The 13,699-nt window shown below is 66.9% G+C and carries 9 protein-coding genes; 1 reads left to right on the top strand and 8 read right to left on the bottom strand.

Going from position 1 to position 13,699, the window contains the following annotated elements:
* Nucleotides 1-77: 77 nt before the first annotated feature.
* Nucleotides 78-569, bottom strand: a complete 492-nt coding sequence (locus OHT76_RS25850; RefSeq protein WP_328873248.1) for a DUF1707 and DUF4190 domain-containing protein — start codon at nt 567-569, stop codon at nt 78-80.
* Between the two features lie 151 nt (nt 570-720).
* Here OHT76_RS25850 and OHT76_RS25845 point away from each other — a divergent pair, with 151 nt between their 5' ends.
* A complete protein-coding gene (locus OHT76_RS25845; RefSeq protein WP_328873247.1) occupies nt 721-1,647 on the top strand; it encodes a hypothetical protein in 927 nt (308 codons plus the stop codon).
* Between the two features lie 11 nt (nt 1,648-1,658).
* Here the strand turns inward: OHT76_RS25845 and OHT76_RS25840 are convergent, their stop codons facing one another.
* The 7 genes from OHT76_RS25840 to OHT76_RS25810 all read right to left on the bottom strand — a co-directional run bounded on the left by OHT76_RS25840 (nt 1,659) and on the right by OHT76_RS25810 (nt 13,625).
* The gene (locus tag OHT76_RS25840; RefSeq protein ID WP_328873246.1) at nt 1,659-2,330 is read right to left on the bottom strand and encodes a hypothetical protein; all 672 of its coding nucleotides are present in this window, start codon (nt 2,328-2,330) and stop codon (nt 1,659-1,661) included.
* 167 nt (nt 2,331-2,497) lie between these two features.
* Nucleotides 2,498-6,397, bottom strand: coding sequence for a DNA-directed RNA polymerase subunit beta' (locus tag OHT76_RS25835; RefSeq protein WP_328873245.1), 3,900 nt, complete (start codon nt 6,395-6,397; stop codon nt 2,498-2,500).
* Between the two features lie 97 nt (nt 6,398-6,494).
* On the bottom strand, nt 6,495-9,980 hold the full coding sequence (rpoB, locus tag OHT76_RS25830) for a DNA-directed RNA polymerase subunit beta (protein ID WP_328873244.1): 3,486 nt from the start codon (nt 9,978-9,980) through the stop codon (nt 6,495-6,497).
* 570 nt (nt 9,981-10,550) lie between these two features.
* On the bottom strand, nt 10,551-10,889 hold the full coding sequence (rplL, locus tag OHT76_RS25825; RefSeq protein WP_443049932.1) for a 50S ribosomal protein L7/L12: 339 nt from the start codon (nt 10,887-10,889) through the stop codon (nt 10,551-10,553).
* Between the two features lie 165 nt (nt 10,890-11,054).
* Nucleotides 11,055-11,585 (bottom strand): 50S ribosomal protein L10, encoded by a 531-nt coding sequence (rplJ, locus tag OHT76_RS25820; protein ID WP_328873243.1) that lies wholly within the window; start codon nt 11,583-11,585, stop codon nt 11,055-11,057.
* A 284-nt stretch (nt 11,586-11,869) separates the two neighbouring features.
* On the bottom strand, nt 11,870-12,733 hold the full coding sequence (locus tag OHT76_RS25815) for a DUF1396 domain-containing protein (RefSeq protein WP_328873242.1): 864 nt from the start codon (nt 12,731-12,733) through the stop codon (nt 11,870-11,872).
* Between the two features lie 91 nt (nt 12,734-12,824).
* Nucleotides 12,825-13,625 (bottom strand): hypothetical protein, encoded by an 801-nt coding sequence (locus tag OHT76_RS25810; protein ID WP_328873241.1) that lies wholly within the window; start codon nt 13,623-13,625, stop codon nt 12,825-12,827.
* Between the last annotated feature and the right edge of the window lie 74 nt (nt 13,626-13,699).

Genomic DNA, 13,699 nt, shown 5'->3' with positions numbered 1-13,699 from the left:
GACCGCACCTGCGTCACAGCACGTGCCATGTCAAGACCGCCCGCCGGATTTGATCTTCGAATCCATGAATCCCGGCATCATCCGGAGACCGCGGCGGCCACCATCAGCACCGTCAGAAACAGGACCCACCCACCGGTGGACAGCCAGCCCAGCACAAGCCCGGTCAGCGCGAGCCCGTCGCCGCCCTCCCCGGTCCGCCGTATCTCGGCGCGGGCCGAGTGCCCCAGGACGACGGCGGGTATGCCGGTGAGCCCGAAGCTGGCCAGACACAGCACCCCGCACACGGCGGACCCGACCGCTTTCCCGTTCGTCCGAGGCTGCGATACGGCGATGAAGGGCGCGGACTGCTGCGGTACGGGACCGTTGGGCAGGTCGGCGACGAGGAGCCCCAGCTCCCCCACCGTACGGGCGGCGTACGCCCGCGCGACCCGCTTCTCGAACTCGGGCTGCTCCAGCCGGCCCTCGCCGAACCCCGCTCTCAGCACATCCACGGCACGCTCACGGTCGGCGTGCGAGGCGAGCATGGCCGGACTGCCGCCCTGCCAGGACGGCCACACGGGTTGCGTCATGGAGCACCTCCCCGCACCGGTCGGAGTCCCTCCATCATGCGCCGAACCGGCTTTCCCGGCACCGGGCACGTACCCGGAGAAAACCCGGAGCTGTCCCCGAGGGGACCGGCTCCACGTGCGGGGCCGGTGCCGGGCGAACAGACTGTTGGCCATGTCCACGTCGCAGGAGCAGCCGGCCGATCCCGGGCCACCGCCCCGACGCTCACCCACGTCGACGTTCCTGGAGAAGGCGGCGATCGTAGCGGCGCCCAGCACCGTCACCTTCGCGCTGCTCTACTACTACGGCAGCCTCTACATCAAGGCGTACTACTCCACCCTCGGGGTGCTGCCGGAGGACCTCGGCTTCTCCGTGCAGGGCATTGTGGCCAACAGCACCAGCGCGATCTTCGTCCCGCTGTGCGGGCTGCTGGCCGGCGGGCTGGCCGCGTTCCTGCTCTTCGGCTGGCTGGGCCGGGCGCTGGCCGGACCGCAGCGGGCGGTGCGCCGTCGTACGGCGGTCATCTGGCTGCTCGCTCTCGGCGTGGCCATGATGATCCTCGGCCTGCCGGTCTTCTTCACGGATCTGGTGAGCCTGTTCCCCGAGGGCTGGGCACGCCGGTTCATCCCGGCCCTGATGGTGGCCGTAGGGGCCACGCTGGCCGTCTGCGCCGTCCATCTGCGGCTGAGCGAGAGCACGGGAATCCGGGTCCGAGACGCCCCCGCCACCGAACGGACGTGGCTGGCGGGAGGCACGCTGCTCCTCGGGCTGCTGACGGTGAGTCTGTTCTATGCCATGGCCCAGTACGTGGCCGACGTCGGCCGCGGCGATGCCCAACTGGACGCGGAGGAGGGCTATGTGGACACGCCGATCGTGGTGGTCCATTCGAAGGTGCCGCTCACCCACAACGCCAAGCGCATCGCCTTCAAGGACCACGGAAGCGAGAGCGCGCCGTACCGGTACGAGTACCGGGGCTTCCGCGTCCTCGCCAAGGCGCCGGACCGCTTCTATCTGGTCTCGTACGCCTCTCGGTACCACGACCGCCGGGTGGTGATGCTGCCCGACGACGGCACCGCCTGGCTGGAGATCCGCGGGGCGTGAGCGGGCCGCCCTCAGGGGAGGTCGTAGTCGTCCGGCTCGGGGGTGTCCGTGGGGACCTCCGGCGGCAACTCTTCCGTCTCGGTGGTCGGCGCCGGCGGCGCGGTCGTGGTGGGCTCGACGGGCGACGCCGAGGTCGAGGTCGCGCCCCCGACCGCTTCCCCGGAGATGGGGGCGGTGACGGTGGAGCCGTCGGCCATCGTGAAGGTCAACTCTCCGGAGTAGGGCCCCGGTTCGGTCGGCGTGTACGCGAAGATCACCTCGCAGCCCTCCGGGGGCACCTCGCCCAGGCACTTCTGGATGAGTTCGAGTTCCTCGCCGGCGATGGTGCCGTTGACGTTCTGAAGCGGCTTGGCCGCCGCCGTCGTAGAACCCTTGACCTCCACAACCCCTTGGACCGGCTTACCCACCTCGGTCCTCGAGAGTTTGATCGACGACGCGGATGGCTTCTCGGTGTCGCTGCCGGGGAAGACCTCGCCGTCCGACTCGCCATCGCCCCCTTGTCCGCCCCCGGTCTCCTCCGGGTCCGCCGTCCAGTCCTCCTCCTCGGCCCCGGTCGCCGCGGTCTCCGCAGCCCCGGACGTCGTCTCCTGCGGGGTCCCGCCGCCCCCGCCGCCTCCCCCACACGCCGCCAGCACGGCCGTAACCACCGCTACGCCGAACAGCCGGGCCCTCGCTGACGTCATGTCGCCTCCGCTTCCGCTGGGCTGGGTCCGGCCCAACCTCGCACAGCCGCAAGGCGATCAGCGCGGCCCCCGCCGGTGACACGGAGCGATCACTCGAACGCCAGCCTCGAACACGCCGAAGGGCGGCCACCCATACAGGTGACCGCCCCTCAACTCAAGCGACTCGCTTACTGGTTGTACGGACCGTAGTCGTAGTCCTCCAGCGGAACGGCCTGGCCGGAGCCCGTGCCGAACGGCGAGTAGTCGATGTCGTCGTAGCCGACGGCCGAGTACATCGCGGCCTTGGCCTCCTCGGTCGGCTCCACCCGGATGTTGCGGTAGCGGGACAGACCCGTACCGGCCGGGATGAGCTTACCGATGATGACGTTCTCCTTGAGGCCGATGAGCGAGTCGGACTTGGCGTTGATCGCCGCATCCGTGAGGACTCGCGTCGTCTCCTGGAAGGACGCCGCCGACAGCCAGGACTCCGTGGCCAGCGAGGCCTTGGTGATACCCATGAGCTGCGGACGACCGGAGGCCGGGTGACCGCCCTCCTGGACCACACGACGGTTCTCGGTCTCGAACTTCGAGCGCTCGACCAGCTCGCCGGGCAGCAGCTCGGCGTCGCCGGACTCGATGATCGTCACACGGCGCAGCATCTGCCGGATGATGATCTCGATGTGCTTGTCGTGGATCGACACACCCTGCGAGTTGTACACCTTCTGGACCTCGCCGACCAGGTGGACCTGGACGGCACGCTGACCCAGAATGCGCAGCACGTCGTGCGGGTTGGTGGCACCCACGGTGAGCTGCTGGCCCACCTCGACGTGGTCGCCCTCGCGGACCAGGACCTTGGCACGCTTCGAGATCGGGAACGCCGTCTCGTCGCTGCCGTCGTCCGGGGTGACGACGAGCTTCTTGGTCTTCTCGGTCTCCTCGATCCGCACGCGGCCGGAGGCCTCGGAGATCGGGGCGACACCCTTCGGCGTACGAGCCTCGAAGAGCTCGACGACACGGGGCAGACCCTGGGTGATGTCGTCACCGGCCACACCACCGGTGTGGAAGGTACGCATCGTCAGCTGGGTACCGGGCTCACCGATGGACTGGGCGGCGATGATGCCGACCGCCTCACCGATGTCGACCAGCTTGCCGGTGGCCAGCGAACGGCCGTAGCACATGGCACAGGTGCCGACCTGGGACTCGCAGGTGAGGATCGAGCGGGTCTTGACCTCCTCGACACCGTGGTGCACGAGCTGGTCGATGAGCACGTCGCCGAGGTCCACGTTGGCCGGCGCGATCACCTTGCCGTCGATGACGACGTCCTCGGCGAGCATGCGGGCGTAGACGCTGGTCTCGACGTCGTCCGTCTTGCGCAGGACGCCGTCCTCGCCGCGGATCGCGATCTTCAGCTTCAGACCGCGCTCGGTGCCGCAGTCCTCCTCGCGGATGATCACGTCCTGCGAGACGTCCACCAGACGACGGGTCAGGTAACCCGAGTCGGCGGTACGCAGGGCGGTGTCGGCCAGACCCTTACGGGCACCGTGCGTGGAGATGAAGTACTCCAGCACGGACAGGCCCTCACGGAACGAGGCCTTGATCGGACGCGGAATCGTCTCGTTCTTGGCGTTCGACACCAGACCACGCATACCGGCAATCTGACGCATCTGCATCATGTTGCCTCGTGCACCCGAGTTCACCATCATGAAGATCGGGTTGGTCTTCGGGAAGTTCTCGTTCATGGCCTCGGCAACCTCGTTGGTCGCCTTGGTCCAGATCGCGATGAGTTCCTGGGTGCGCTCGTCCTTGGTGATCAGACCGCGCTCGTACTGCTTCTGGACCTTCTCGTCCAGCGCCTCGTAACCCTTGACGATCTCCTTCTTCGCCTCGGGAACGACGACGTCGGAGATGGCCACGGTGACACCGGAACGGGTCGCCCAGTAGAAGCCGGAAGCCTTCAGGTTGTCGAGCGTCGCCGCCACGATGACCTTGGGGTAGCGCTCGGCGAGGTCGTTGACGATCTCGGAGAGCTGCTTCTTGCCGACCTCGTAGTCGACGAACGGGTAGTCCTCGGGCAGCAGCTCGTTGAAGAGCGCGCGGCCCAGCGTGGTGCGCAGCCGGAAGCTGTCACCCTGCTGCCACTCCGGCTCGCCCTCCTCCTGCGCCGGCGGCATCCAGCCACGCGGCGGGATGGTGCCCACCGGGAAGCGGATGTCGATCGGCGACTGCAGCGAGAGCTCGCCCGCGTCGAAGGCCATGATCGCCTCGGCGACGGACGCGAAGGAGCGGTCCTCACCCTTGACGCCGCGCATCTCACCGTCGGTGGTGAGGAAGAACAGACCGAGGACCATGTCCTGGGTCGGCATCGTCACCGGACGGCCGTCGGCGGGCTTGAGGATGTTGTTCGAGGACAGCATCAGGATGCGCGCCTCGGCCTGCGCCTCCGCGGAGAGCGGCAGGTGCACGGCCATCTGGTCGCCGTCGAAGTCCGCGTTGAACGCGGTGCAGACGAGCGGGTGGATCTGGATGGCCTTGCCCTCGACCAGCTGCGGCTCGAAGGCCTGGATGCCGAGGCGGTGCAGGGTGGGAGCACGGTTCAGCAGCACCGGGTGCTCGGCGATGACCTCTTCGAGGACGTCGTACACGACGGTGCGGCCGCGCTCCACCATGCGCTTGGCGCTCTTGATGTTCTGCGCGTGGTTCAGGTCGACCAGGCGCTTCATCACGAACGGCTTGAAGAGCTCCAGCGCCATGGCCTTGGGCAGACCGCACTGGTGCAGCTTCAGCTGCGGGCCGACGACGATGACGGAACGCGCCGAGTAGTCGACTCGCTTACCGAGCAGGTTCTGACGGAAACGACCCTGCTTGCCCTTCAGCATGTCGCTGAGGGACTTCAGCGGGCGGTTACCGGGACCGGTGACCGGACGGCCACGACGGCCGTTGTCGAACAGCGCGTCGACGGCCTCCTGAAGCATGCGCTTCTCGTTGTTCACGATGATCTCGGGCGCACCGAGGTCGAGAAGGCGCTTCAGTCGGTTGTTCCGGTTGATCACACGGCGGTACAGGTCGTTCAGGTCGGAGGTCGCGAAGCGGCCACCGTCCAGCTGCACCATCGGGCGAAGGTCCGGCGGGATGACCGGGACGCAGTCGAGGACCATGCCCTTGGGGCTGTTGGAGGTCTGCAGGAAGGCAGACACGACCTTCAGCCGCTTCAGCGCACGGGTCTTCTTCTGGCCCTTGCCGGTACGGATGATCTCGCGGAGCTTCTCGGCCTCTTCCTCGAGGTCGAAGGACTCCAGGCGCTTCTGCAGCGCCGCGGCACCCATCGAGCCGTCGAAGTACGTGCCGAAGCGGTCACGCAGCTCGCGGTAGAGGAGCTCGTCGCCCTCGAGGTCCTGGACCTTGAGGTTCTTGAACCGGGTCCACACCTCGTCGAGGCGGTCGATCTCGCGCTGCGCACGGTCGCGCAGCTGCTTCATCTCGCGCTCGGCACCCTCGCGCACCTTGCGGCGCACGTCGGCCTTGGCGCCCTCGGCCTCCAGCTCGGCCAGGTCGGACTCGAGCTTCTTGGCGCGGGCCTCCAGGTCGGCGTCCCGGCGGTTCTCGACCTGCTGACGCTCGACGGAGACATGCGCCTCCAGGGAGGGCAGGTCGCGGGTACGGCGCTCCTCGTCGACGTACGTGATCATGTACGCCGCGAAGTAGATGACCTTCTCGAGGTCCTTGGGCGCCAGGTCCAGCAGGTAGCCGAGGCGCGAGGGGACACCCTTGAAGTACCAGATGTGCGTGACAGGGGCGGCCAGCTCAATGTGGCCCATCCGCTCACGGCGCACCTTGGCGCGAGTCACCTCGACGCCACAGCGCTCACAGATGATGCCCTTGAACCGGACACGCTTGTACTTGCCGCAGTAGCACTCCCAGTCCCGGGTCGGACCGAAGATCTTCTCGCAGAAGAGTCCGTCCTTTTCGGGCTTGAGGGTGCGGTAGTTGATGGTCTCGGGCTTCTTGACCTCGCCGTGGCTCCACTGACGGATGTCGTCAGCGGTGGCCAGGCCGATCCGGAGCTCGTCGAAGAAGTTGACGTCGAGCACTATGCGTCAATCCCTCTCAGGGTCGTGAGTCTTTGGTCTGATACGGGGGCCTGGGGGTCGGCGGGGCCCTGTGGGTGAGGGCCCCGCCGGACTCCCGTCAGACCTCTTCGACGCTGCTCGGCTCGCGCCGGGACAGGTCGATGCCGAGCTCCTCCGCGGCGCGGAAGACATCCTCGTCGGTGTCACGCATTTCGATGGACATACCGTCGCTGGACAGCACCTCCACGTTGAGGCAGAGAGACTGCATCTCCTTGATGAGCACCTTGAAGGACTCGGGGATGCCGGGCTCGGGGATGTTCTCGCCCTTGACGATGGCCTCGTAGACCTTCACGCGGCCGGTGACGTCGTCGGACTTGATGGTCAGCAGCTCCTGGAGGGCGTACGCGGCGCCGTAGGCCTCGAGGGCCCACACCTCCATCTCGCCGAACCGCTGGCCACCGAACTGAGCCTTACCACCCAGCGGCTGCTGGGTGATCATGCTGTACGGGCCGGTCGACCGGGCGTGCAGCTTGTCGTCGACCAGGTGGTGCAGCTTCAGGATGTACATGTAGCCGACCGAGATCGGCTCCGGGAAGGGCTCACCCGAGCGGCCGTCGAACAGCGGAGCCTTACCGGTCGGGAGCACCATGCGCTCTCCGTCGCGGTTCGGGATCGTGTGCTCGAGCAGACCGGCGAGCTCGTCCTCACGCGCACCGTCGAAGACCGGGGTCGCGACGTTGGTGCCGGGGGCGACGGAGTCGGCGCCGATGACCTGAAGGCGCTGCGCCCACTCCTCGGCGAGACCGGAGACGTCCCAGCCGCGGCTGGCGAGCCAGCCGAGGTGGATCTCCAGCACCTGTCCCGGGTTCATTCGGGACGGCACACCGAGCGGGTTGAGGATGATGTCGACCGGGGTCCCGTCCTCGAGGAACGGCATGTCCTCGATGGGCAGGATCTTGGAGATGACACCCTTGTTGCCGTGACGGCCGGCGAGCTTGTCACCGTCGGTGATCTTGCGCTTCTGCGCGACATAGACGCGCACCAGCTGGTTCACACCGGGGGGAAGCTCGTCGCCCTCCTCGCGGTCGAAGACGCGGACGCCGATGACCTTGCCGGTCTCGCCGTGCGGCACCTTCAGCGAGGTGTCACGGACCTCACGGGCCTTCTCACCGAAGATCGCGCGCAGCAGGCGCTCCTCCGGCGTCAGCTCGGTCTCACCCTTGGGCGTGACCTTGCCGACGAGGATGTCACCGGCGATGACCTCGGCACCGATCCGGATGATGCCGCGCTCGTCGAGGTCGGCGAGGACCTCCTCGGAGACGTTCGGGATGTCCCGGGTGATCTCCTCGGGGCCGAGCTTGGTGTCACGGGCGTCGACCTCGTGCTCCTCGATGTGGATCGAGGAGAGGACGTCGTCCTGCACGAGGCGCTGCGACAGGATGATCGCGTCCTCGTAGTTGTGACCCTCCCACGGCATGAACGCGACCAGCAGGTTCTTGCCGAGCGCCATCTCGCCGTTCTGGGTGGCCGGACCGTCGGCCAGGACCTGGCCCTCGATGATCCGGTCGCCCTCGTTGACGATGACCTTCTGGTTGACCGAGGTGCCCTGGTTGGAACGGGCGAACTTGGCCAGGCGGTACGTGATGTACGTGCCGTCGTCGTTGGCGGTGGTGATGTAGTCCGCGGAGACCTCCTGGACCACACCGGCCTTCTCGGCCTTGACCACGTCGCCGGCGTCGACCGCGGAGCGGTACTCCATGCCGGTGCCGACGAGCGGGGACTCCGACTTAATCAGCGGAACGGCCTGACGCATCATGTTCGCGCCCATGAGGGCGCGGTTGGCGTCGTCGTGCTCGAGGAAGGGGATCATGGCGGTCGCGACCGACACCATCTGGCGCGGCGAGACGTCCATGTAGTCCACGTCCTCGCCGCCGACGTAGTCGACCTCGCCGCCACGGCGGCGGACCAGCACGCGGGCCTCGGCGAAGCGCATGTCGTCACCGAGCGCGGCGTTGGCCTGCGCGATGACGAACCGGTCCTCCTCGTCGGCGGTCAGGTAGTCCACCTCGTCGGTGACCTGGCCGTCGACGACCTTGCGGTACGGGGTCTCGACGAAACCGAACGCGTTGACCCGGCCGTAGGAGGCCAGCGAACCGATCAGACCGATGTTCGGGCCTTCGGGCGTCTCGATCGGGCACATACGGCCGTAGTGAGACGGGTGCACGTCACGGACCTCGAAGCCGGCCCGCTCACGGGAGAGACCACCCGGACCAAGAGCCGACAGACGGCGCTTGTGGGTGAGACCCGACAGCGGGTTGTTCTGGTCCATGAACTGCGACAGCTGGCTGGTGCCGAAGAACTCCTTGATGGAGGCGACGACCGGCCGGATGTTGATCAGGGTCTGCGGCGTGATCGCCTCGACGTCCTGGGTCGTCATGCGCTCACGGACGACTCGCTCCATACGCGCCAGACCCGTACGGACCTGGTTCTGGATGAGCTCGCCGACGCTGCGCAGACGACGGTTGCCGAAGTGGTCGATGTCGTCGGTCTCGACGACGATCGTGCCGCCGCTGTCCCCGGTGGTCTCGGTCTCGCCGGCGTGCAGCTTCACCAGGTACTTGATCGTCGAGATGATGTCCTCGACGGTCAGGATGCCCGCGTCCAGCGGAGCGTCCGCACCCAGCTTCTTGTTGACCTTGTAGCGGCCGACCTTGGCGAGGTCGTAGCGCTTGGGGTTGAAGTACAGGTTCTCCAGCAGCGTCTGCGCGGCCTCACGGGTCGGGGGCTCGCCCGGACGCAGCTTGCGGTAGATGTCGAGCAGCGCGTCGTCCTGGCCCTGGGTGTGGTCCTTCTCCAGGGTGGCGCGCATCGACTCGTACTCGCCGAACTCCTCCAGGATCTGCTCGGTGGTCCAACCGAGAGCCTTGAGCAGGACGGTGACGGACTGCTTGCGCTTGCGGTCGATACGGACACCGACCATGTCGCGCTTGTCGATCTCCATCTCCAGCCAGGCACCCCGGGACGGGATGATCTTGGCCGAGAAGATGTCCTTGTCGGACGTCTTGTCGATGGAGGAGTCGAAGTAGACACCGGGCGAGCGGACCAGCTGGGACACCACGACACGCTCGGTGCCGTTGATGACGAAGGTGCCCTTGCCCGTCATGAGCGGGAAGTCGCCCATGAAGACGGTCTGGGACTTGATCTCGCCGGTCTCGTTGTTGGTGAACTCAGCCGTCACGAAGAGCGGAGCGGCGTACGTGAAGTCGCGCTCCTTGCACTCGTCGATGCTGTTCTTCGGCGGCTCGAAACGGTGGTCGCGGAACGTCAGCGACATCGACCCGGAAAAGTCCTCGATCGGGGAGATCTCCTCGAAGATCTCCTCCAGACCGGACTTGGTGGGGACGTCCTGACCGGACTCGAGAGCCGCCTCGACCCGACTCTGCCAGGCGGTGTTCCCGAGCAGCCAGTCAAAGCTCTCGGTCTGCAGCGCGAGCAGGTTGGGAACCTCGAGGGGCTCCTTGATCTTTGCAAAGGAGATGCGCAGCGGGGCGGTGCTGGCGCCGTTGTTCGTATTCGCGGTCGAGGCAGTGCGCGAGGCGGCCAAGAGGGGGTCCTTCCGAGGGCTCGGACTCACTACGCGCGTACCGGCCCCTCAATCCGGGGCGCAGAGACAGATTCCCGTTCTTGGCGGTTTGGCCAGGTCAGGGATGGTCCGGTCGTCTGTGCTCAGGTGAGGGCATGCCCCTGGTGACGGGCAGGGGACAGCTAACAGGCAGCGCAAAGGGTCAGTGTAGCCACTTGGCACACTGATGTCCAGTGCGGGTTTTTCGCGACCCTCGTTGTTCTCAACGCCCTCGTTCTCAACGCCCTCGGCATGCCCGCCCTCGATGCACGTTGATACTGCCCTCTTCGTCGTCGATCCATGCCTCGGATTCGGACCGTTGTGACGACGCGTCCTGAGAATTGCGCGCTGCGTGCGGTTCGTCAAGGCCCCCCTGCCCGAACCGGGGCGTTCAGGAGACACGACGAAGATCACCATACCCCTCGTCACCGGGGCGGCAAGGCAACCGCGGCCGCCCCTCCGGGAACGCCGAAGAGCGACCACCCAGATGGATGATCGCTCTTCGGTGCGCTCGCGTTACAGCCCTACGGGGCCGCGTTCAGCTCGCAGGTGTTACTTGACCTCGACGGAGGCGCCGGCGCCCTTGAGGGACTCGGCGGCCTTCTCGGCGGCGTCCTTGGCAACCTTCTCGAGAACGGGCTTCGGGGCGCCGTCCACGAGGTCCTTGGCCTCCTTGAGGCCCAGGGAGGTGAGCTCACGCACGACCTTGATGACCTGGATCTTCTTGTCGCCGGCACCGGTGAGGATGACGTCGAACTCGTCCTTCTCCTCGGCCTGCTCGGCCGGGGCGGCCGGACCGGCCGGGCCCGCGACGGCAACCGCGGCGGCGGCGGTGACGTCGAACTTCTCCTCGAACGCCTTCACGAACTCGGAGAGCTGGATCAGGGTCATGGTCTCGAACTCGGCGAGCAGTTCTTCCTGGGTGAGAGCCACGATGGCTTTCCTTCCACTAATTCGGCTGGTGCCGGATGTACATGACTGGCGGGCGTACGTTGGCCCGCTACGACCGTCACCTGCGGCGGGAGGCCTCAGGCGGCGGTCATGATGCGAGCCGAATTACTCGGCACCGCCCTGCTCGTCCTGCTTGGCGCGAAGCGCGTCCACGGTGCGGACGAGCTTCGACGGGAGCGCCTGGAAGAGCTGAGCAGCCTGCGTCTGCTTGCCCTTCATGGCGCCCGCCAGCTTGGCGAGCAGAACCTCGCGGGACTCGAGGTCCGCAAGCTTCTTGATCTCATCGGCGGACAGCGCCTTGCCGTCAAGGACACCGCCCTTGATGATGAGGTTCGGGTTGTCCTTGGCGAAGTCACGAAGACCCTTCGCCGACTCCACCGGGTCACCGGTGACGAAGGCGACGGCAGTCGGACCAGCGAAGAGCTGGTCGTCCAGCGTGATCCCGGCCTCGTTGGCCGCAATCTTGGTCAGCGTGTTCTTCACCACGGCGTACTGGGCGTTCTCACCGAGCGAACGACGCAGCGTCTTGAGCTGCGCCACGGTGAGACCGCGGTACTCGGTCAGCACGGCGGCGTTGGAGCTGCGGAACTTGTCCGTCAGCTCGGCAACCGCGGCAGCCTTGTCGGGCCTCGCCATAGAGCCTCGGCCTCCTTCCGGGTGATTCGGACCGCGCGGACCCGAAGGAGGACTGGGGAAAACGAAACGCCCCGGCGCAGGCGCACGGGGCGTAGCTCGACCGCAATCCCTTGAAAGGGGCTTCGGGAGCACTTCCACAGACACCTGCGCGGGTCGTCCGCAGTTCAGCGGATCCTTCGGCCACCGCACCCTCGAACGAGTGCACGGCAACGACCAGCGGTCTTTGGCTTCTGTAGGAGAGTACGTGAAGGATTCGCCGTCAAGCAAATCCGGCCCTACGAGGCTCAGCTGCTCTCGAGTTCCTTCATCATCTCGGCCAGGTCGAAGGTGTCCTTGGCGGGCGGGGCCTTCACGGTCACCGGCTTGTTGTAGTCGAGGAAGGTCACCGTCAGATCGAGTCGGCCCTTGTCGGCGTCGCCCTTCATCCGGAACTGCTTGGTGTGGTCCTCGCCGTCGACCCACATGTCCATCGTGAGCTCGTCGACGCCCATCTCCTCGTACTGCTCGATGCTCTTCTCGCGCTTCTCGCGCGTGTCCTTGTCCTCGTCCTTGAAGGAGTCCCGGAGCGTGTCGAGGGTGACGGTGCCCTGGTAGTGGGTCGTCTCGACGCCGTCGACCTTCTCGGTGCCGATCTTCTTCACGTCCTTGGCGCCGGTGAGGAACGTAGACTCGGCCGCCGGGTTCTGCTCGGCCTGGCCGGCGCCGGGAGTACCTCCTCCGCCGACCGAGTTCTCCCCGAGCGCGGACATGTCGAACTTCATCCAGCTCTTGCCGTCCATCTCCTTGGCCATCTCGGCGTTCCCACCGATGTACATGGCCTTGTCGACGAGCCGGATCTCGAAGGAGCCGTCCGCCCCTTCGTCGAGCGCCGTCATTTTCATGCTCATGGCGACATCGGGCTTCATCCGCATGGCGGCCTCCGCCTTGACCCGCCCCTGCTCCGGCACCTCGCCCGTCATGCGGTACTGCAGGGAGGTGATGTCGTCCGCGTTCTTCGCCGCCTTGGCCACGGCCGCCGCGGGCGTCATCTTCGGCGACTGTTCGGCCTCCCCCTTGGAACAGCTGACCGCGCCGGCGGTGAGAGCCACGGCGGCGAGCCCGGCCCCGATCGTGCGAGTGCGCGCGGAACGTCGTACAGAAAGCCCCATTGATTCCCCCCAAGGAACACATGAGCGATACACAGATGAGCCGCGAGCCTAGCCGATCGGGGTGGAAGCGGTCTCTTGAATTCCGGCTGGCTCAGGAGCCTTGCTTCTTCAGGAGTTCCTTGAAGTCCTGGGTGTCCTCGGCCGGGGGCGCCTCGGTGGAGACCCGCACGCCGTAGTCGCTGTAGTGGGCGGTCTGGGTCAGCTCCCCGGTAGCCAGCTCACCCTTCTCGGCCTTCTTGATCAGCAGGCCCCGGTCGTCGACCCACAGGTCGACGGTCTGGGCGGTCACGCCGGCCTGCTCCAGCTGCCGTCTGAGGCCCGCGTCGGCGACGTCGTCCACCGCCACGGTGCCGGAGTAGTGCACGGCACGGCGGCCCCGTACCGTCTCCTCGCCGATCCTGCGTACGTCCGCGCAGTCCAGCAGGAGCTTCACCGACTGGTTCGGGGTGCTGGTGCGTATCTGCTCGGCGAAGGTGGCGCCGGTGCCGTCGCCGAGGTCCGCCAGGTCGTCGTAGGCGTATCTGATCCAGTGCCTGCCGCCCGACTGCTTCGCGAACTTCTCGCCCATGTGCGCGTAGTAGGCGTCGGGGAGGTAGCGGGCTTCCATGGAGGTGACGCCGAGGCGGCGCATCGTCTGCGCGGTCGTGCCGCCGGTGTAGGTGATGGTCAGGGTGCCGACGAGTTCGTCCTGCCAGTCGAGGGCGCCCTCGGCCTCGATGGACAGTTCCTCGCCCATGGCCGTGGTGGACTCCACCCGGACGGAGTGCGCGGCGGCTGTGGACCGCTCGGCGGCGCGCAGGGCGGCCAGGTGCGGTCGGACGGCGGGCTGTTCCTCCGTGCAGGCCGTGAGGGCTGCCAGCAGCGCCATCACAATGATCGCCGTGCTCCTCATCCGTCCCACCCCCGCAGTCGTCCCCTGCCCCAGAACGCTAACCGAGGGCACTGACAATCGTCCGGAAACGGAAA

Source organism: Streptomyces sp. NBC_00287 (genome assembly GCF_036173105.1).
In the GTDB taxonomy this organism is placed as follows: domain Bacteria; phylum Actinomycetota; class Actinomycetes; order Streptomycetales; family Streptomycetaceae; genus Streptomyces.
Note: the sequence above shows the minus strand (reverse complement) of the source record. Positions and strands in the feature narration are given on the sequence as shown.

What these genes read in the sequence shown, in the direction of transcription:
- OHT76_RS25845 (WP_328873247.1), top strand. Translation starts at nt 721, where the DNA reads ATGTCCACGTCGCAGGAGCAGCCGGCCGATCCCGGGCCACCGCCCCGA.
- rplL (WP_443049932.1), bottom strand. Translation starts at nt 10,889, where the DNA reads ATGACCCTGATCCAGCTCTCCGAGTTCGTGAAGGCGTTCGAGGAGAAG.
- OHT76_RS25815 (WP_328873242.1), bottom strand. Translation starts at nt 12,733, where the DNA reads ATGGGGCTTTCTGTACGACGTTCCGCGCGCACTCGCACGATCGGGGCC.
- OHT76_RS25840 (WP_328873246.1), bottom strand. Translation starts at nt 2,330, where the DNA reads ATGACGTCAGCGAGGGCCCGGCTGTTCGGCGTAGCGGTGGTTACGGCC.
- rplJ (WP_328873243.1), bottom strand. Translation starts at nt 11,585, where the DNA reads ATGGCGAGGCCCGACAAGGCTGCCGCGGTTGCCGAGCTGACGGACAAG.
- OHT76_RS25850 (WP_328873248.1), bottom strand. Translation starts at nt 569, where the DNA reads ATGACGCAACCCGTGTGGCCGTCCTGGCAGGGCGGCAGTCCGGCCATG.
- OHT76_RS25810 (WP_328873241.1), bottom strand. Translation starts at nt 13,625, where the DNA reads ATGAGGAGCACGGCGATCATTGTGATGGCGCTGCTGGCAGCCCTCACG.